This is a genomic window from Tepidibacillus sp. HK-1 (genome assembly GCF_001748485.2).
In the GTDB taxonomy this organism is placed as follows: domain Bacteria; phylum Bacillota; class Bacilli; order Tepidibacillales; family Tepidibacillaceae; genus Tepidibacillus_B; species Tepidibacillus_B infernus.
The window spans coordinates 129,790-150,324 of the sequence record NZ_BDGM02000001.1; the positions used below are offsets into that span (position 1 = coordinate 129,790).

A 20,535-nucleotide genomic window follows, 5' to 3' on the forward strand; every position below is an offset into this window, starting at 1 on the left:
CATTGGTTAGATTTACGATTCGTTTTATCTCTATCGTTGTGATCTTAATGTTTGGGATATTGATCAGCATGAATATGGCTGAGAAGGGGATTTACCGAGTTGCTGGTAATCCTAATCTTCCGACAGATAGTTTAAATATTGCTCAAAAAAATCAACAGGTAGAAGTAAAAGTTTTAGGAAAAACGTATACAACAACGATCCCAAAAACAACGAAAACAGAAAAAGATACTTCCCCGAAAGAAAAAGAAGAATCTACGCAAAAGGTGCCTTCCTCTAATCAAATGAGTTTATTAAGCAAGGTAGGAAATGCTTTAAGTATAACCCTGCAAAAAGGAGCAGAGAAAGGATTGGAAATGTTAGCCAATTTCATTCACAATTCTTAAGAGAGCTATAATGGCTCTTTTCTTTTTTGATTCCTGATTGTTTCTATATTGGATAATTGTTATAATATTATGCAGTGTATTTGTCTACGGTTGTAGGAGGAATTTATCATGAGCGATCTTGACAGACAAAAAAGGATTCGAAACTTTTCCATTATCGCCCATATCGATCATGGAAAATCTACATTAGCTGATCGAATATTAGAATATACAGGTGCTTTAACAAAGAGGGAAATGGAAGATCAAGTTTTAGATCAAATGGAACTTGAACGGGAACGTGGAATTACCATTAAACTTCAAGCTGTACGTCTAAATTATAAAGCAAAAGATGGAGAAGAATATCTTTTGAATTTAATCGATACCCCAGGACATGTAGACTTTACTTATGAAGTATCTAGGTCTCTAGCAGCTTGTGAAGGGGCTATCCTTGTCGTGGATGCAGCTCAAGGGATTGAAGCTCAAACATTAGCAAACGTTTATCTTGCTTTAGAAAACGATTTAGAAATTATCCCAGTGGTTAATAAAATTGATTTACCAAGTGCTGAACCGGAACGAGTAAAACAGGAGATCGAGGATGTTATTGGTTTAGATGCATCAGATGCAGTACTAGCTTCGGCAAAGGCTGGGATTGGGATTGAGGAAATTTTAGAGCAGGTCGTTCAAAAGGTTCCTGCACCTATTGGTTCGAAAGATGAGCCGTTACAAGCCCTGATCTTCGACTCTCACTATGACCCATATAAAGGAGTGATCACCTATATCCGTGTAGTCAATGGAACGATTAAACCGGGTATGAAAATAAAGATGATGGCCACAGGTAAGTCCTTTGAGGTAACAGAAGTGGGTGTCTTTAAACCAAAAATGACACAAGTTGATGAATTAACAGTTGGCGACGTAGGCTTTGTCGTTGCAGCAATCAAAAATGTAAAAGATACCCGTGTGGGAGATACGATTACAGATGCCAAAAGACCTGCAGCAGAACCATTGCCAGGTTATCGTAAAGTCAATCCAATGGTATTCTGTGGCTTGTACCCTGTTGAAACACAGGATTATAATGATTTAAGAGATGCATTAGAGAAGCTTGAATTAAATGATGCAGCTTTAAAATATGAACCTGAAACGTCAACAGCATTAGGTTTTGGTTTCCGTTGTGGCTTTTTAGGATTACTCCATATGGAAATCATTCAAGAACGACTTGAACGTGAATTTGGAATCAATTTAATCACAACAGCTCCAAGTGTGGTTTATCATGTAACAAAAACCAATGGAGAAAAATTGGTCATAGATAACCCATCTAATTTGCCTGAGCCAGTTCATATTGAATATATTGAAGAACCATATGTAAAAGCAGGGATCATGGTTCCAAATGACTATGTCGGAGCAGTGATGGAACTTTGTCAGGGAAAACGGGGAGAATTTGTCGATATGCAATATTTAGATACCAATCGTGTTACCTTGACATATAATATGCCTTTATCTGAAATTGTCTATGATTTCTTTGATCAATTAAAATCGGGAACCAAAGGGTACGCTTCCTTTGATTACGAGCTAATTGGATATAAAGCCTCTAACTTAGTAAGAGTAGATATTTTACTCAATGGAGAAAAAGTAGACGCACTCTCGTTTATCGTTCATAAAGACAGAGCATATCACAAAGGAAAGCAGATTGCAGAAAAACTAAAACAATTAATTCCTAGACAAATGTTCGAAGTTCCAATTCAAGCTGCCATTGGCAATAAAATTATTGCTAGAGAAACGATTAGTGCGATGAGAAAAAATGTATTAGCAAAATGTTATGGTGGCGATATTTCGAGAAAAAGAAAGCTTTTAGAAAAGCAAAAAGAGGGTAAAAAACGAATGAAGGCCGTAGGAACTGTTGAAGTTCCCCAAGAAGCCTTTATGGCTGTTCTAAAAATGGACGAATGATGAATGAATAGGAAAAATAAAAAGAATATCGAAACCTGCACTGAGGTGTAGGTTTTCCTTGTTTTTAACAGATGGAAATGGGCACTTTTGCGGGGCAATGAAGGAGGGATAAAGCGTGGCAAATGCAGTCTATATTCATATACCGTTTTGCACGAATAAATGTCATTATTGTGATTTCAACTCATATGTTGTAAGTGGTCAACCTGTCATGGAATATTTAAAAGCCCTCGACTTAGAAATGGAAAAAACGGTTGAGCTATTTCCAACTGGAGAAATCAAAACGATTTTTGTTGGCGGTGGAACGCCAACGGTTTTAACTCCAAAAGAAATGGAGGTTTTTTTGACTTCTGTTCGCAAGCATTTCCCTCATTGGAACGAGGAGATTGAATTTACGATGGAAGCTAATCCAGGAACTGTGGAATTAGATAAATTAAAAATGATGAAGGAATTCGGAGTCAATCGGATTAGTATGGGTGTTCAAGCCTTTCAAGATGATTTATTATCATTTATTGGCCGAATACATTCTGAAAAAGAAGTTTATCAGAGTATAGAGAATGCTCATCACTTAGGGTTTAAAAACCTTAGCATCGATTTAATGATCGGTTTACCAAATCAAACGATTGAGATGGTTAGAGAGAGTCTGAAAAAGGCAATTCAACTTCAATTACCTCACTTCTCTGTATATAGCTTAAAAGTAGAACAAAATACATTATTTCATACATTTTATCAAAAAAATAGATTACCCTTACCTCCTGAAGAAGATGAATTAAACATGTATTTAATCACCATGGAGGAAATGCAAAAACACGGATACCATCAATACGAAATTAGTAATTTTGCAAAACCAGGGTATGAAAGTAAACATAATATCACCTATTGGAAAAACGAAGATTATTTTGGATTGGGTGCTGGCGCCCATGGGTATATTCAAGGCAGAAGACATGCGAATATCAAAGGGATACGATCCTATATTGATCATCTATTAAAGGAAAATCAATTACCAAGATTCGAAGAATTTGAGGTCTCACTGCAGGAGAAAAAGGAAGATATGCTGATGTTAGGTCTACGAATGCTTGAAGGGGTCAAATTTAGCGACTACGAAAAAGAGTTTAATGAAGAGATGTTGAGCCGATTTAGAGCGCAAATTGAGAAATTAGTAAATCTAGGGCTATTGATGAAGGAAAAAGACCGAATCAAACTCTCTCAAAAAGGACTGATTTATGGTAATGAAGTCTTTGCGGAATTTATTTCCGTATAGGAATTGACAAGACAGGGTAGGATTTGATATCTTTTAAATAGATTTTAGCACTCGTCAAAGGTGAGTGCTAATAATGGAGGTGGATGGTTTGCTGACAGAAAGACAGAAAAAGATATTAAAAGCTATCGTCACTCATTATATTGAATCTGCTGAGCCGGTTGGTTCTCGGTCAATTTCTAAGCGGCAAGATATTGGTTTTAGTTCTGCAACCATCCGTAATGAAATGGCTGATTTGGAAGAAATGGGTTATTTAGAACAACCACATACTTCAGCTGGTCGGGTTCCATCAAATAGAGGATATCGCTATTATGTCGATCATTTAATGAACCCAGAAGATTCGATTATTTCAAAAGATATTTTGACGAATATTAGCAAAGTATTTACAGATCAATTTAATGAATTTGAGCAATTGATCGAACAAACTGCGATCATTTTGTCGCAAATTACAAATTACACAAGTATTATTTTGGGTCCAGAGATTTATCATACTAAACTGAAGAATATTCAAATCGTGCCGATTACAGATGAAAGTTTAGTTGTGATACTGGTAACCAATACAGGTAAAGTAGAACATAAGATGTTAACTATACCACAAGGGGTTTCCATCAATGAGATTGAAAAAATGGTTCGTTTTTTGAATCATAAATTATCGGGAATACCGTTGTATCAATTGAAATCAAAAATATTTATGGAAATAAACAAGGAATTTCAACGCAATTCTTATGAATTTGAGCAATCGATGAAGATGATTGATCAGATCCTTTTAAACCTTGATGAAACCACTTTAGATAATAAAATCTATATGGGTGGTACAACAAATATCCTTAATCAACCTGAATTTAGCGATATCAATACTATTAAAGATCTTCTCACTTTGTTTGAAAAAACAGATACCATTAGACAGTTAGTGAGCTCTAATCATAAAGGAATTGAAGTGAAGATCGGAACTGAAAATGAGATTGAGATTGCAAGTAACTGTAGTATTATTACTGCCACCTATGAATTCGAAGGTAAACCTTTGGGAACAATCGGTATCTTTGGTCCTACCCGTATGGATTATGGGCGTGTGATTCGTATCTTAGAATTTTTAACAAAAGATTTATCGGAGTTTATTTCCCGCTTATATAAATAAAATGTTTTTTTGGTTAGCCACCACTTTAACAGTGGGGCTTCCGCTTTTTGAATATTAAAGAAGATATAACTTTCTTTTCATTATTATAATGTGATCCCTCAAAAGTAATCGGAAATATCTTTTCAAGGAAGGCGGCACTTTTGTGGGCTTTCTTAAATTGTACTTTGTGTTGAAAGGATGCTGAATGATGAATCATCACAGCAATCAATCCCATCAAGAAACCGATGATCGACTAACAGCACTACATAGTAATACAAATGCCATTAGGGCTATTGCTTCAGCAGTGGAAGGTACTTTGGGTCCTAAAGGTTTAGATACGATGTTGGTCGATACTACAGGCGAAGTTGTGATTACCAACGATGGGGTAACCATTTTAAATAAAATGGAAGTAAATCACCCAGCAGCAAAAATGCTTATACAAGTGGCTCGTTCCCAACAAAATGAGATTGGTGATGGAACAACGACAGCCACGATTCTATCAAGTGAATTATTGTCTTTAGCAGTTAACCAAGTAGATAGAGGCGTTCCCATTCCTAAGGTGATAATGGGTTTAAAACAGGGAATTCGACTTGCAATCCAATTTTTGAAACAACATGTAAGGCCTGTAGAAGATTTAAATAAGGATTGGATTCATCAAATTGCTTTAATTGCGGGTCGAGAGCATGAAGATGTTGCTGAGCTTATTGTAGAAGCTGCCAAATTAGTGGGGAAGGAAAAGTTATTAGATTCCCAGTTCAAATTTGCAGATACGATTTTGGCATATGAAGGTTCAGAAAATGAATTAGTCTCAGGCCTCATTTTGAAAAAGAAGAAAATGAATCCTGATATGCCTCAAAAGATAGAAAACGTGAAGCTACTAGTCATACAGGATGCTTTTGAACCTGAAGAGATTGATGATGAAGCATTAGGAACGGAAATAGGGTTTAGCAAGTACCTAGAATATAAAGAGATCTTTAAGCAAAATCTAGATAAAGTAGAACAATTAGGAATTAATCTGATCGCGGTTCATCGTGGGGTCGATCCTATGGCAGAAGAATTTTGTGTCGACCATGGAATTATGATGATTCAGCGTCTTTCTAGTGAAGATATGAAGCTTTTAGCTGAACATACTGGTGCCAAAATGATGAAACGTACAGGTTTAAATAAAGAGCTTGAAGAGTTAAAATCCTATTTGGGATATGCTCAACTTGTCTATGAAGATGAAAAACTTGAAAAAGTAAGAGTAGTTGGAGGAAAAGGTAAACCGACGGCTACGATTCTAGTAGGTGCATCTACTGGTGAAATTGTAGAAGAAAGAGAGAGAATTGCAAAGGATGCTGCCTCGTCAGTTCAAGCTGCCATTCGTTCAGGTTATGTACCTGGAGGAGGGGCAGTTGAAATGGCCATTTCCAAGGAAATCGAAAGAATACGGGAACAGACTCGTGGTATGGAAGGCTTTGGACTTGAAGCTGTTGCTCAAGCTTTAACAAAGCCAATGGCCCAAATCGTATTAAATGCTGGATTTAACCCATTAGAAAAATTAGATGAGGTAAAAGTGGCCCAAATTGAACAGCAAAGTGATGCCATTGGTATTAATACAGACACTGGACAATTGATGGATATGGAGCAAAATGGCATTCTTGATCCTGCCTTGGTAAAAATTCATGCATTAAAAGCTGCGGGGGAAATTTGTGAAGCGATTTTGCGTATTCATACCATTATCCGTATGAAAAAAGATGAAGACCAAGATTAGGAGGTGAATCAATGACAGATCAAATGAAGGAAAAAGAAACCACTGTCATGGAAGAAGAAAATGAGAATGTAGCAGAACAAGAAGTTTCAGCTGAAATGAACAATGAAAAGGATTCAAATGAGGTTGGGGTGCAAGAAGAACAGGATGAAGTGTCACAATTAAAGCAAACGATTGAAGAGTTACAAAATCGTCTATTACGCACCCAAGCAGATTTTGAAAACTTTAGGAAAAGAACAAGAGTTGAAAAAGAAGAATTAGCAAAATATGCAACAGCAAAGCTTGTTGAATCCCTTCTTCCTGCAATAGATAATTTTGAACGAGCTATTGACTCAAGCAAAGATTCACAAAACCTTGATTTATTTTTACAAGGGGTAGAAATGGTTTATCGTCAAATTGAACAAGTATTGACGCAAGAGGGATTAGAAAAAATCGAAGCTGTTGGACAGCCTTTTAATCCTGAAATTCATCAAGCAGTGATGCAAGTAGAAACAGATGAATTTGATTCAGGAATCGTTGTGGAAGAATTACAAAAAGGATACAAGCTAAAAGAAAAAGTAATTCGTCCTTCAATGGTTAAGGTAAATGCATAAACAAAGTGTAGAAGAAATTAAAATTTAAGATAAATTTGTTGGAGGTAATGTTTTTATGGGAAAAGTTATTGGAATTGACTTAGGAACAACAAACTCTTGTGTTGCTGTATTAGAAGGTGGCGAACCTGTTGTAATACCTAATCCAGAAGGAAACCGTACAACACCATCTGTTGTTGCTTTTACAAAGGATGGAGAACGTTTGGTAGGTGAAGTTGCAAAACGTCAAGCAATTACAAATCCAAACACTGTCATCTCGATTAAACGTCATATGGGTACAAATTACAAAGTGAATATTGATGGGAAAGAATACACACCACAAGAAATCTCAGCCATTATCCTACAAAAATTAAAAGCTGATGCAGAAGCTTATCTTGGCGAACCTGTTACTCAAGCAGTTATCACTGTTCCAGCCTATTTTAACGATAGCCAACGTCAGGCTACAAAAGATGCAGGTAAAATTGCTGGTTTAGAAGTACTACGTATTGTAAACGAACCAACTGCTGCTTCTTTAGCTTATGGTTTAGAAAAAGAAGAAGATCAAACAATCCTCGTTTATGACCTTGGAGGCGGTACTTTCGACGTATCCATTCTTGAATTAGGTGACGGATTTTTTGAAGTAAAAGCGACTAGTGGAGATAATAAACTTGGTGGTGACGATTTTGACCAAGTGATTATAGACTATTTAGTCGATATCTTTAAAAAAGAAAATGGAATTGATTTAAGTAAAGATAAAATGGCTTTACAACGTCTTAAAGATGCAGCTGAAAAAGCAAAAAAAGATCTATCTGGTGTTCTAACCACTACGATTTCTCTACCATTTATCACGGCAGATGCGACAGGGCCTAAGCACTTAGAAGTTACTTTAACTCGGGCAAAATTTGAAGAATTGACTGCTCATTTAGTAGAAAGAACAATGGGTCCAACTCGTCAAGCTTTAAAAGATGCTGGATTAAGCCCAAATGAGATTGATAAAGTCGTTCTTGTTGGTGGTTCTACTCGTATTCCAGCAGTGCAAGAAGCGATTAAGAAATTTATAGGGAAAGAACCTCATAAAGGAGTAAACCCTGATGAAGTAGTTGCTCTTGGGGCAGCTATTCAAGCTGGTGTGTTAACTGGTGATGTAAAAGATGTGGTATTACTTGACGTTACACCATTATCACTAGGGATTGAAACATTAGGTGGCGTATTTACAAAATTGATTGATCGCAATACAACCATTCCTACAAGTAAATCCCAAGTCTTCTCTACCGCAGCTGATAACCAAACTGCTGTTGACATTCATGTGCTTCAAGGGGAAAGAGAAATGGCTGCATATAATAAAACATTAGGCCGTTTCCAATTAACGGATATTCCACCTGCACCACGTGGTATTCCGCAAATTGAAGTAACTTTTGATATCGACGCTAACGGTATAGTAAATGTTTCTGCGAAGGATTTGGGTACAGGAAAAAGCCAAAAAATCACCATTACTTCTTCAAGCGGTTTAAGTGATGAAGAAGTTGAGAAAATGATCAAAGAAGCAGAAGCAAATGCTGAGGCAGACAAAAAACGTCGTGAAGAAATCGAAATTCGCAACCAAGCAGACTCCATGATTTATACAACAGAAAAAACATTAAAAGAGCTTGAAGGAAAAGTAGATCAAGCTGAAGTTGATAAAGCAAATCAAGCAAAAGAAGCATTGAAAAAAGCCTTAGAAGGCAACAATATTGAGGAAATTAAGTCTGCGAATGAAAAACTCACAGAAGTTGTTCAACAACTATCTGTCAAACTTTACGAACAAGCACAGGCACAAGCAGGTGCACAAGCTGAAGCAGGAGAACAAACCAATAAAAAAGAGAACGTGGTAGACGCAGATTATGAAGTTGTCGATGATGACAACAACAAATAATCTATCGAATGTATATTACAACGAGTGTATATTACAACGAGCTCCGTCATCCATGCCTTTCTACTTATTCATTGTTTAATGAAAAGAGAGATATACTTTTTTTCCATTTAATTAAAGTCAAAGTCGACTTCTTGGCTTTGACTTTTGCATGTTTTCTAAAGAACGGGGGGATTGAATGAGTAAACGGGATTATTATGAGGTACTTGGCGTCAGCAAAAATGCCTCAAATGAAGAAATAAAAAAAGCTTATCGGAAACTTGCTCGTCAATATCATCCCGATGTCAATAAATCACCAGATGCTGAAACCAAATTTAAAGAAGTGAAAGAAGCCTATGATGTATTAAGCGATGCACAAAAACGTTCTCGTTATGATCAGTTTGGACATGAAGATCCTACTGCAGGTTTTGGAGGATCAGGTTTTGGTGGAGCAGATTTTGGTGACTTTGGTGACATCTTTGATATGTTTTTTGGAGGCGGAGGAAGAAGAACCCGAAATCCAAATGCCCCAAGAAGAGGAGCAGACCTTCAATATAGTATGACCTTAGAATTTAAAGAGGCCGTATTCGGTAAGGAAACAGATATTACGATTCCTAGAGAGGAACAGTGCGATACCTGTCATGGAACAGGCGCAAAACCAGGTACTAAAATCGAGACTTGTTCGGTATGTAAGGGAACTGGCCAGCAAGAAGTGGTACAGAATACCCCGTTTGGTCGTATTGTCAATCGTAGGGTATGTAATGCTTGTCATGGGCAAGGTAAAATCATTACTGAGAAATGTACAGATTGCCATGGTAGTGGACGAGTGAAGAAACGAAAAACGATTCATATCAAAGTCCCAGCAGGTGTTGATGATGGTTCTCAACTAAGGGTAAGTGGTGAAGGGGAGCCAGGAGTCAACGGTGGACCTTCAGGAGATTTGTTTATTGTTTTACATGTTAAAGCTCACGACTTTTTTGAACGTGATGGTGATGATATCTATTGTGAGGTTCCTATCACTTTTACCCAAGCAGCCTTAGGGGATGAGATTGAAGTTCCTACTTTAGATGGAAGAGTCAAGTTAAAGATTCCTGAGGGAACACAGACAGGTACAAACTTCAGATTAAGAGGAAAAGGTGTGCCTCGTTTACGTTATAGTGGTAGAGGTGACCAGCATGTGAAAGTGGTTGTTGTTACACCAACCAAATTGACCACTGAACAAAAAGATCTATTACGACAATTGGGGAATTTAAGCGGAGAGGAAACACATGAGCAACAAAAGTCATTTTTTGAAAGAATGAAAAAAGCTTTTATGGGGGAATAGGGTGTTCCCCCTTTTTATCGAAAAAGAAAGCATAACTTTCTTTTCATTATATTAAAATGAGTCCCCACAAAAGTAATCGGAATATGGTTCGAAGGAGGTCGTTACTTTTGTGGGCTATCTTGTCTTCTAATAATTTCAGGAGGAATTATAATATGAAATGGTCAGAAATTACGATTCACACAACTCAAGAGGCAATTGAGGCAGTGGCGAATATTTTACATGAATCTGGTGCAGGTGGGGTAATCATTGAGGATCCAGAAGTACTAAATCGGGAATGGGAAACTCCATATGGCGAAGTCTATCAACTTTCTCCTGAAGATTATCCTGAAGAAGGTGTATATGTAAAAGCTTATTTTCCTTTAAATAGTTATTTAATGGAAACGATTGAACAAATTAAACAACTTATCAATAACTTGCTAACCTACGATATTAATATTGGTACGGGAAAAGTATCTATTTCAGAGGTAAATGAAGAAGATTGGGCATCTGGATGGAAAAAGTATTATAAGCCAGTTAAAGTATCTAATCGAATCCTCATCACTCCTACATGGGAGGAAGTAGAAGAAACAAATGACCAATTAATCATTGAATTAGACCCGGGAATGGCCTTTGGTACAGGCACTCACCCTACTACAGTCATGTGTATTCAAGCTTTAGAGAAAGTAATTAAAGGTAACGAAGAAATGATTGATGTAGGATGTGGAACAGGCGTATTGAGTATCGCTGCTGCAAAACTAGGTGCAAAGCACATACTTGCTCTTGATTTAGACGAAGTAGCTGTTAAAAGTGCAAAGTTGAATACAAAAATCAATCATGTAGATGACAGGGTTGAGGTGAAACAAAACAATCTACTGGATCATATTGATCAACAAGTAGATATAGTTGTCGCTAATATCCTAGCAGAAGTGATTCTAAGGTTTACCGGTGATGTAGCAAGGATACTTAAGCCAAAGGGAATCTTTATTACTTCAGGTATTATTCAAAATAAGAGTGATTTGGTAAAAGAAGCCCTTAAAAGGGAAGGTTTGGTTATAGAGGAAACACTTCAACAAGAGGATTGGGTAGCGTTTATTGCAAAAAAAGTTTAGAATAGTAGGGATATCATATGCAAAGATACTTTGTTTCAAAAGAACAGTTTAACGAAGATAGAGTGACTATTTTGGGCGATGATGCTCATCATTTGATCAAAGTATTACGTTCTGAACCAGGAGATCAAATCATTTGCTCAAATGGAGAAGGATTAGATGTTTTAGCAGAAATCACTTCAATTGAAGCGAAACAAGTGGATTGTCGCATTCTTTCTAAACTTGAGGGAACCCGTGAACCAAAAGTTGAAATCATTCTTGCTCAAGGGCTACCAAAAGCTGATAAAATGGATTTGATTATCCAAAAGGGAACTGAAATTGGAGTAAAAAGTTTTATTCCCTTTACCTCTGAGAGAACGATTGTTCAATTAAATGATAAAAAAGAAAAAAAAAGATTGGAACGATGGGAAAAAATTGCAAAGGAAGCAGCTGAACAAGCACAACGAAGTGTAATTCCTAACATTTTACCAGTGCATAGTTGGAAAGAATTATTACAGATTGTAAAAAATGAATGGTCTCTTATTGCTTTTGAGCAAGAAAGCACGAAGACATTATACCAAGTTCTTTCAAACAATCTGGAAGTAAAACGGGTTTTACTCATCATTGGTCCTGAAGGTGGTTTTTCCAATCAGGAAGTCATTGAAGCAGAAAATCATGGTTCTATCTCGATTTCTCTTGGTAATAGAATTCTCAGAACAGAAACAGCTGGTCTTGTCGGTGTAGCAAATATCTTATATCATCTAGAAAGGGGATAAACGTTGTCTACCGTAGCATTTCATACTTTAGGCTGTAAAGTAAATCATTATGAAACAGAAGCGATCTGGCAACTGTTTAAAAATAGTGGGTACGAACGCGTCGATTTTGAAAGAAAAGCTGACGTTTATATCATAAATACTTGCACAGTGACCAATACTGGGGATAAAAAGAGCAGACAAGTAATTAGAAGAGCGATCAAGAAAAATCCTGAAGCGGTGATCGCAGTAACAGGTTGTTATGCTCAAACCTCACCTGCAGAAATTTTGGATATTCCTGGGGTTGATATTATCGTCGGAAACCAAGGCAGGGAAAAGATTGTTGACTATGTAGAAGAATATCGCAAAACAAGAGAACCGATTAATGCGGTTAAGAATATTATGAAGACCAAGGAATTTGAAGAATTAGATGTGCCTGAGTTTTCCGATCGAACAAGGGCGTCATTAAAGATTCAAGAAGGGTGCAATAACTTCTGTACTTTCTGTATAATTCCTTGGGCAAGAGGATTGTTACGCAGCCGTAAGCCTGAGAATGTAATTAAGCAAGCAAGACAATTAGTCGCTGCTGGCTACAATGAAATTGTTCTAACAGGGATTCATACAGGAGGGTACGGAGAAGATCTAGAAGATTATAGTTTAGCCAAATTATTATGGGATCTAGATGCTGTGAAAGGTTTAAAACGAATTCGTATCAGCTCTATTGAGGCTAGCCAAATTACGGATGAAGTATTAGAGGTTTTAAATAAGTCTAATAAAGTGGTTCGTCATCTTCATATTCCATTGCAAGCAGGAGATGATGAAGTATTAAAACGAATGAAACGGAAATATACCGTTGAAGAATACAGGAATAAAATATTACAAATTAGAGAAGCTTTACCTGAAGTAGCCATTACGACCGATGTCATTGTAGGATTTCCTGGAGAGACAGAAGAACAATTTATGAATGGCTATCATCTAATGGAGGAGCTGGAATTTGCTGAAATGCATGTTTTCCCTTATTCTAAACGAAGTGGAACTCCAGCAGCCAAAATGGATCATCAAGTTCCTGAAGAGGTAAAACATGAGCGTGTACAAAAATTAATTGAATTATCCACTCGTCTATCGATGAAATATGCAACCAAATTCGTAGGACAGGTGCTGGAAGTCATTCCAGAGCGCTCTTACAAAGAAGATCCTGACAGTGGATTTTATACAGGTTATTCAGATAACTACCTTCAAATCGTATTTGAGGGAAATGAAGAAATGATTGGTAAAATCTGTAGAGTAAGACTAGATGGTGTAGGACCTGAATATTGTCAGGGTACCCTAATCGACATAGAAGAAAAGACAGCAGCAGTATAGCACTCTATGGTGATCAACTTTTGATCACCTTTTTTGTTTAAAAACCAGTAAAATGACAATCCTTAAAGTAGTAGATTTTAATTTAGATGAAGAAGGAGGAGATTAAACTTGAAGGAAGTATCAGCTGGTGGAGTCGTTTTTTTTGAGGCAGATCACCATATTGAATTACTTTTGATTCAAGACCGTTGTCAAAGATGGACACTCCCTAAAGGGAAACAAGAAGAAGGGGAAACTTTCGCTGAAACCGCATTAAGAGAAATAGCTGAAGAAACTGGAATTGAAGGAACCATTGTCAAACCTTTAGATAAAGTTTATTATGAGTATTATCACCCTAGCAATGGAAAGATAGAGAAGGAAGTTCACTATTATTTAGTAAAAACCACATCCAAAGAGTTGAAGGTTCAAGTCAGTGAAATCAATGCGGCAGAATGGTTTAGTTTAGAAGAGGCCTGGGAAAGACAAAAAATATCAGGTTATGACAACAACCTGCTTGTTATAAAAATGGCATTAGAAGAGCTGGGGTTTAATCAATTTAGCCAGGAGGAATAAAGAAATGGATAAAAGAAAATTAGCCAAAATGATCGATCATACGTTATTAAAACCTGAAGCCACAGAAGAGATGATTGATAAACTCTGTTTAGAAGCAAAAGAAAATGAATTTGTTTCCGTCTGTGTGAACCCTTTTTGGGTAAAACGTTCCTTTCAACATTTAAAAGATACGAATGTCAAAGTGTGTACTGTCATTGGTTTTCCTTTAGGGGCAACAACCAAAGAAGTAAAAGTCTTTGAAACAAAGAAAGCAATTGAAGATGGTGCTACAGAAGTAGATATGGTCATTAATATCGGTGCACTAAAATCAAAACAGTACGAAATTGTTGAAGAAGATATAAAGGCGGTTGTTGAGGCTGCTAAAGGCAAAGCATTAGTAAAAGTTATCCTAGAAACAGGCTTGCTTACAAATGAAGAAAAAGTAAAAGTATGTGAAATCAGTAAGAAAGCCGGAGCCGATTTTGTTAAAACATCTACTGGTTTTGGCCATGGTGGAGCCACTTATGAAGACATCAAATTGATGAGGCTAACAGTTGGTCCTGAAATGGGAGTAAAAGCTTCAGGTGGGGTTAGAGATTTTGAAGGTGCCATGAAAATGATTGAAGCAGGAGCAACTAGAATTGGGGCAAGTTCAGGAATTGCCATTATCAATGGTTTAACAAGTGAGAATGATTATTAAAAATACATATTAAAGGTAAAAGGCTTGTATTTAGCAATAAAGCTAGAACAAGCCTTTTATTATTCGTAGGACCCTGCAAAAGTTATCGGAATAAACTTCAAAGGTCGACGTTACTTTTGTGGGCTTCCCCCCTTCGGCGAGAGAAGTAATGTTAGATAGGCAAAGGGTTTAGCAAAGGGTAAAACAACTAATGAACTGATTAAATTAAAGATCAACTGAAAATGAGCAATTTGTACCGCTGGATAAGGGGTCAATACACGGACGATTTCTGAAAATTGGGGGATGAAAGGGTAAAATAGAATCACACCAAGTAGATTTAATAAAACATGAGCTATTGCTACTTGTTTTCCTTCTATACTACCTCCCATACTTGCAAGCACAGCCGTAAAGCATGTACCGATATTGGCTCCTAAAACAATAGCAAGTCCAAAATCTAACGGAATTCCATTATGATAGATCATCCCCATCGTCATGGCAATCGTCGCACTACTTGATTGAATCAAAGCCGTCATCAGAGTCCCTACTAAGATCCCGATCATGGTTTGATGTTCTTGTAAAGAAACGATTGATTGTAGCCAAGATGATCGTAGAATAGGAACTGAAATCATCTGTAAGGCATCCATTCCAAGAAAAATAATAGAAAAACCAGCAATAAATAAACCGGTTGCTCTTACTTTATAATTTGAAAATAGAATAAGCATTGCACCAACCAATAATGCGGGTACTGCCCATTTGCCGATATTGAAGGCGATTAACTGAACCGTGACCACCGTACCAACATTCGTACCCAAAATAATGCCAATCGTTTGAAAAAAATCAATCAATCCTGCATTGATCAAGCCAATGGTGATTACAGTAACAGCACTACTACTTTGCAATAATAATGTGGCAATCGTTCCACTAAAAAAACCATGATAGGGTGTTTTAGTAAAACGGTACAAAAATTGCTGAAGATATTGACTAGAGATTCTTTCCAAACCCAATCTCATCATTTTCATACCAAATAAAAAAAGGGTCATTCCAGTAGCTAATGGAATAATGATTTCTCGCATAAAAATTCAACTCCTATGGTTGTCCTATGTAATCCTTATGAAGTCAAGAGTTAAAATAGAACAAACCTAGGAGTTCAGAGTCAAACTATTCAATCTGTCTCATTTTACTAAACCAAGCATAAAGAACATTGCAAAAGATAATCACTGCAGCAATTTCAAAAACAAGCTGTGTACTATATTTTGAGGCTAGATATCCAGCCGCTATCATAGAAATAGGTGAAAAGACATTAACAAGCACACGACTAGAAGTCATCACTCTTCCGAACAGGTGGTCAGGGATAATTTCTTGGCGATAAGCCATCATGTTGACATTCACGATAATTCCTATCATCAACAATAGAGTATAGGATACTGTAAAAGTAACTAAAGATTCATTCAACACTAAAATGAAAATGGAAAAGAAAACGCCAATACTCCCAAAACGTACGATTTTTCCTTTGGTTGCAATTTTTTTTAATGGTTTTAGTAGGAGTGTCGTTATAGAAGCCACGATTCCACTAACCCAAAAAATAATAGAGGTCTCTTCTGGGCCATAGCCTAGGATTTCTTTACTACCATAGATAAGAAGTGCTTGAACTAAAAAAATTCCCATATTCATAAACGTACTAAAAAGTGCAATAGGAAAAAGGATTTCATGCTTCGTTAAGTATTGGAATCCTTCCCTTATATCTTCAAGGATCTTATTCACTTTTTTATTCCCACTGTTTTCGTCATCGTCCTTATTTAAAAAGCTTAAAACCATTCCAGAAAGGATGAAGGAAATGGCATTGATACCAATTGTCCCTGCCGCCCCAATCCATGCAATCAAGATTCCTGCTAGTGCAGGGCCAATCAATCTCATCAAGGTATTGATAAAGGTCAAATTAGCATTGGCCTCAACTAGATAACTTTTGGCAACAACCTTAGGAATATATCCCTCTGAAGCAGAATCAAATAATAATGTAAAGGTTGCTAATAAAAAAGCGGCGAGATAAATATGAATCATCTGAATATTTCCTAAATAGGCGAGCATGGTAATAACACCAACAATGATTCCACGTACCCAATCAGAAAAGACCATTAAGAGTTTTCTTGATTTCCGATCGACAAAGACGCCGATAAAAGGTGCCAATAAAACTTGGGGTATGATTTCCAAAGCAAAAGTAATTGAGCTAGACAAAGCAGAATGGGTTAATTCTAATACAAGCCAAGGTAGGGCAAGCAAATATAACTTATCTCCTAATTGTGAAATGAACCTACCCACCATGAGTAATCCAAAAGATCGATTCATCCATTCTTTTTTTACAGGTAACCCTCTCATCAGTTCCATAGCTATTCTCCTCTAATCATCTTGAATGACAAAAACATACATATTTAATCATCATTCTCTATTTCTAGTTAAAATTCCTGTTGATGATAAAACTTTTAGACATTTCTATATTAAAAATTTTAGTAGAAAAAAGAAGGAAATGATCGAATAATGGAGAATATTATCTAATGGTAAATTATGCTTTTTTTTTTAATCATGATTATTATTTAAGAAGGAAGATTATCTATGAATATAAAAGAAGTATCTATGGAATTAGAGAGACAATTTCGTGCCATCAAAAATGTAACAGGTGCCCATGTAGACTTTGATGAGCAGGGAGAGGTTCATGCGATTGGGGTCTTTAGTGATGGGTTACGTCATCCAAAGGATATCAAGCGTGACGTAGAAGAAACCTTTCGCAATGTGGCTGGATATCGCGTTAATCATAATAAGATTAGTATCGTAGAACAGCAATTTGTAGAAACCCCGATAGAGGGCAATCGCATTCGTTTTTTGACCGCTTATCAGGTTCAAAAGACAAATGGTCTTATCGAAGGGACGGTTCAATTAGAATATAACGAACAAATTATTGTTGAGAATGTTACTGCCCATCATTTTGAGATGGAGTTAGAATATATTATCGCAAATGCAGCTGCCTCTGCGTTGATGAGGGTGGCGACGGACTATAGTATAAGGATTGATCAGGTCCGTGAAGTTCCTATGGGTCAAGTCGATGTCATTGTTGTCACACTTACTGTGATTCATCGCCCATCTGGAGCAGGGAATCTATTTGTAGGTTCTGTCGTCAAAACTAAAGATTTATTATCTTCGGTTGCTAAGGCAACCTTAGATGCATTAAATCGAAGAATCTACCACATGATTTAGTTTTTCAGTTTGCATAGCATAACAAGAGCAGAGCAGAACAACGAGATGAGCCGAACTTGAAATGGGAAAAAATCTATTTTAAGGGAGGTCATCGCCATGTTAAAAGTGATCAAAAAGATCGTTAAATCCAAAAATGATACTAAAGTATCTGTTGGAGATTATGGTGGTTGGGCTTAAAAATTAAAAATAAATGTTATGCTATGCATTTCTATAGATTGAGGTGTTTTTTATGAAATTAAGTTTGAAAATATATTTGTTTATTATTTACTCTACATTTATTGTTTCATTTCTATACATTTGGGATGGCATAGATACAAAACAAATAATTGAGATGACAGGTTTAATTATTTTAATGGTTTTGTTTAATCTTGATCCAGTTAGGGATCTACATAGTAACATGATTTTTCTAATTGTATTACCATTTGTTATTCCTGCTTTAGTTTTTTTAAATCCATTTTATGTAATGGCATTTATTTTTATTTCAGCAATGCTCATTTTTCATAAACTTATTTGGTACAAAAGACTATTTAATGCATCGATTTATGGTATATCAATTCTTGTATCATCAATTATCTTTCACCAATTTTCACAAATTAGATATAGCAATGATTTAATATTTACTCCAACTTTTTTTCTTAGTATTTTTCTTGTTACCTTTATAAATTCAATGATCACAAATTTATTTTTATTTATTGTTGTTTCACTTGAAAAGTCTAGATTCGATGTAAATGGTTTTATAGGTATTGTATCCATTACTAGAGTGGCATTTGTAACAGTATTTATTGGCCTAATCAATGTTGTTTTATTCTATTATTCAAATCTTATAGGTGTTGCTATCTTTACCTTTCTCGTCTATTTTATAAAACCAGCACTTCAATATCGGCAAATCTTTGATAACGAGCTTTCTACTTATACTAATTTTGTATTACATGTCCTTAAACAGATGGATCCGATCACCCACACCCATTCAGAACGTGTGAAGTTTTGGACAGTATTATTAGCGACCAAAATGGAGTTACCTCAATCAGAGATACGTCAGCTTTCTCAGGCTGCATCTTGGCATGATATTGGTAAAATTGAAGTTCCTATAGAAATTATAGATAAACCATGGAAATTGACACAGGAGGAATATGAAATTATTAAGAGTCATCCAGAAAGAGGATATCAATTAGTGAAAGATATGCACTTTTTTAAAAAGTTCTTACCTGTCATCCGCCACCATCATGAAAAATATGATGGGACAGGCTATCCTTTGGGATTAAAAGGAGAACAGATTCCGTTGCATGCTAGAATCATGGCAATCACGGATGCCTTTGATGCGATGACAGCTGATCGATCCTATCGTATGGGTATGTCGATGAAAGATGCGGTTGATGAATTGCTTCGATATTCTGGAACCCAATTTGATGCCAAAATCGTTAGTATTTTTGTAGAGGCGTTACAAGACGAATACGGTGAAAACTATGAGAAATTTGACAAAAAAATCTTGATGAACCTGAACGTCTCATGACAGGCGTTCTTTTTTATTTTTTAAACTTTTGTGGTAAAATATGCATAATATAAAGAATAAGGGAGCTGTAAAAATGAACGATTGTATTTTTTGTAAAATTGTAGATGGTCAAATTCCAGCAAACAAAGTATATGAAGATGAGAACTTTGTCGCATTCCATGATATTCATCCAAAGGCAAAGGTTCATGTATTGGTGATTCCCAAAAAACACATTCCAACATTTATGGATGTTCAGGAGGAGGATCTTCCTTTAATTGGCCAATTACATCAGACCATTCAAAAAATAGCGAATCAACTTGGAATTGCAGAAAACGGTTTTCGAGTGGTAAATAATTGTAGAGATCATGGAGGCCAAGAGGTATTCCATATTCATTATCATGTTTTGGGTGGAGAGAAATTGCCTGTCTGATGATGAAAGGTTGACACTACTAAATTTACTATAATATAATTAAATTTGTTAGACTTTGCAAAAACAAGGTCTGTTGCATGGTAATTGTGGAGGGAGGGAAAGTGAATGTCAGAAATTCGCGTTAGAAAAAACGAATCATTAGATAGTGCTCTTCGTCGTTTTAAACGTACAATTTCAAAAGATGGCGTATTGGCAGAAGTTAAAAAACGTAAACACTATGAAAAGCCAAGCGTAAAGCGTAAGAAAAAGTCTGAGGCTGCGCGCAAACGTAAGTATTAAGGAGGGCTAATCATAACATGTCGTTAATGGATCGTATAAGTGAAGATATGAAACAAGCGATGAAGAACAAAGATAAAGTAAAACTATCTGTCATCCGTATGATTCGTTCTGCTATCAAGTATACCGAAATTGAAAAGCAAACAACGCTATCTGATGAACAAATACTTGACGTTCTGACTCGTGAAGTAAAGCAAAGACGCGATTCCCTCCAAGAGTTTGAAAAAGCAGGTCGACAAGATCTGGTTGAAAATGTGCAAGCAGAACTTGAAATTCTAAAACAATATCTTCCTCAACAGCTATCTGAACAAGAACTTCGAAACATCATCCAAAGTGTAATCGAAGAAATTGGAGCAAAAGGGAAATCAGATATGGGAAAAGTAATGAGTGCAGTGATGCCTAAAGTAAAAGGTCGTGCTGATGGGAAACTCATTAATCAGCTTGTACAGGAATATTTATCATAAAGAATAGAAAAAATGACGACTAGAACTCTCTAGTCGTTTTTT

At 36.3% G+C, this 20,535-nt stretch carries 20 protein-coding genes; 18 read left to right on the plus strand and 2 right to left on the minus strand.

Annotated features, from left to right (window positions below):
- Positions 1-2: 2 nt before the first annotated feature.
- The 13 genes from BEN26_RS00670 (at position 3) to deoC (ending at position 14,609) form a co-directional block, all read left to right on the plus strand.
- Positions 3-383 carry a DUF3679 domain-containing protein gene (locus BEN26_RS00670; protein WP_069800254.1) on the plus strand — a complete coding sequence of 127 codons (381 nt, stop codon included), beginning with the start codon at positions 3-5 and terminating at the stop codon, positions 381-383.
- A 108-nt stretch (positions 384-491) separates the two neighbouring features.
- Positions 492-2,303 (plus strand): translation elongation factor 4, encoded by a 1,812-nt coding sequence (gene lepA / locus BEN26_RS00675; RefSeq protein WP_068723320.1) that lies wholly within the window; start codon positions 492-494, stop codon positions 2,301-2,303.
- A 115-nt stretch (positions 2,304-2,418) separates the two neighbouring features.
- Positions 2,419-3,561 carry a radical SAM family heme chaperone HemW gene (gene hemW / locus BEN26_RS00680; RefSeq protein ID WP_069800252.1) on the plus strand — a complete coding sequence of 381 codons (1,143 nt, stop codon included), beginning with the start codon at positions 2,419-2,421 and terminating at the stop codon, positions 3,559-3,561.
- 88 nt (positions 3,562-3,649) lie between these two features.
- The gene (hrcA, locus tag BEN26_RS00685) at positions 3,650-4,693 is read left to right on the plus strand and encodes a heat-inducible transcriptional repressor HrcA (RefSeq protein ID WP_068727432.1); all 1,044 of its coding nucleotides are present in this window, start codon (positions 3,650-3,652) and stop codon (positions 4,691-4,693) included.
- Between the two features lie 187 nt (positions 4,694-4,880).
- Positions 4,881-6,425 carry a TCP-1/cpn60 chaperonin family protein gene (locus BEN26_RS00690; protein ID WP_069800250.1) on the plus strand — a complete coding sequence of 515 codons (1,545 nt, stop codon included), beginning with the start codon at positions 4,881-4,883 and terminating at the stop codon, positions 6,423-6,425.
- A gap of 11 nt (positions 6,426-6,436) precedes the next feature.
- Positions 6,437-7,015 (plus strand): nucleotide exchange factor GrpE, encoded by a 579-nt coding sequence (grpE, locus tag BEN26_RS00695; RefSeq protein ID WP_235589058.1) that lies wholly within the window; start codon positions 6,437-6,439, stop codon positions 7,013-7,015.
- A 55-nt stretch (positions 7,016-7,070) separates the two neighbouring features.
- The gene (gene dnaK, locus BEN26_RS00700) at positions 7,071-8,903 is read left to right on the plus strand and encodes a molecular chaperone DnaK (protein ID WP_068723328.1); all 1,833 of its coding nucleotides are present in this window, start codon (positions 7,071-7,073) and stop codon (positions 8,901-8,903) included.
- 175 nt (positions 8,904-9,078) lie between these two features.
- Positions 9,079-10,203, plus strand: a complete 1,125-nt coding sequence (dnaJ, locus tag BEN26_RS00705; RefSeq protein WP_069800248.1) for a molecular chaperone DnaJ — start codon at positions 9,079-9,081, stop codon at positions 10,201-10,203.
- Positions 10,204-10,355: 152 nt separating this feature from the next.
- Positions 10,356-11,291 carry a 50S ribosomal protein L11 methyltransferase gene (gene prmA / locus BEN26_RS00710; RefSeq protein ID WP_069800246.1) on the plus strand — a complete coding sequence of 312 codons (936 nt, stop codon included), beginning with the start codon at positions 10,356-10,358 and terminating at the stop codon, positions 11,289-11,291.
- A 17-nt stretch (positions 11,292-11,308) separates the two neighbouring features.
- On the plus strand, positions 11,309-12,043 hold the full coding sequence (locus tag BEN26_RS00715; protein ID WP_069800244.1) for a 16S rRNA (uracil(1498)-N(3))-methyltransferase: 735 nt from the start codon (positions 11,309-11,311) through the stop codon (positions 12,041-12,043).
- A 3-nt stretch (positions 12,044-12,046) separates the two neighbouring features.
- On the plus strand, positions 12,047-13,381 hold the full coding sequence (gene mtaB, locus BEN26_RS00720) for a tRNA (N(6)-L-threonylcarbamoyladenosine(37)-C(2))-methylthiotransferase MtaB (RefSeq protein ID WP_069800242.1): 1,335 nt from the start codon (positions 12,047-12,049) through the stop codon (positions 13,379-13,381).
- A gap of 108 nt (positions 13,382-13,489) precedes the next feature.
- Entirely contained in the window at positions 13,490-13,930 is a 441-nt protein-coding gene (locus BEN26_RS00725) for an NUDIX hydrolase (RefSeq protein ID WP_068723346.1), read from the plus strand.
- Positions 13,931-13,934: 4 nt separating this feature from the next.
- Positions 13,935-14,609 (plus strand): deoxyribose-phosphate aldolase, encoded by a 675-nt coding sequence (deoC, locus tag BEN26_RS00730; RefSeq protein WP_069800240.1) that lies wholly within the window; start codon positions 13,935-13,937, stop codon positions 14,607-14,609.
- A 110-nt stretch (positions 14,610-14,719) separates the two neighbouring features.
- On the opposite strand, the gene BEN26_RS00735 is transcribed toward deoC, so the two are convergent.
- Both BEN26_RS00735 and BEN26_RS00740 read right to left on the minus strand, forming a co-directional pair.
- Positions 14,720-15,661, minus strand: coding sequence for a Na/Pi cotransporter family protein (locus tag BEN26_RS00735; protein ID WP_069800238.1), 942 nt, complete (start codon positions 15,659-15,661; stop codon positions 14,720-14,722).
- A gap of 85 nt (positions 15,662-15,746) precedes the next feature.
- Positions 15,747-16,970, minus strand: a complete 1,224-nt coding sequence (locus tag BEN26_RS00740; protein ID WP_069800235.1) for an MFS transporter — start codon at positions 16,968-16,970, stop codon at positions 15,747-15,749.
- Between the two features lie 225 nt (positions 16,971-17,195).
- Here BEN26_RS00740 and BEN26_RS00745 point away from each other — a divergent pair, with 225 nt between their 5' ends.
- From BEN26_RS00745 to BEN26_RS00765, 5 genes are all read left to right on the plus strand, one after another.
- Positions 17,196-17,834, plus strand: coding sequence for a hypothetical protein (locus tag BEN26_RS00745; protein WP_069800233.1), 639 nt, complete (start codon positions 17,196-17,198; stop codon positions 17,832-17,834).
- 229 nt (positions 17,835-18,063) lie between these two features.
- Positions 18,064-19,344: an HD-GYP domain-containing protein gene (locus BEN26_RS00750; RefSeq protein WP_069800231.1), complete on the plus strand. Its 1,281-nt coding sequence runs from the start codon at positions 18,064-18,066 to the stop codon at positions 19,342-19,344.
- A 73-nt stretch (positions 19,345-19,417) separates the two neighbouring features.
- A complete protein-coding gene (locus BEN26_RS00755) occupies positions 19,418-19,753 on the plus strand; it encodes a histidine triad nucleotide-binding protein (protein ID WP_069800229.1) in 336 nt (111 codons plus the stop codon).
- A gap of 105 nt (positions 19,754-19,858) precedes the next feature.
- On the plus strand, positions 19,859-20,032 hold the full coding sequence (gene rpsU / locus BEN26_RS00760; RefSeq protein ID WP_068723355.1) for a 30S ribosomal protein S21: 174 nt from the start codon (positions 19,859-19,861) through the stop codon (positions 20,030-20,032).
- A 17-nt stretch (positions 20,033-20,049) separates the two neighbouring features.
- Positions 20,050-20,493, plus strand: a complete 444-nt coding sequence (locus tag BEN26_RS00765; RefSeq protein ID WP_069800227.1) for a GatB/YqeY domain-containing protein — start codon at positions 20,050-20,052, stop codon at positions 20,491-20,493.
- The last annotated feature ends 42 nt before the right edge of the window (positions 20,494-20,535 follow it).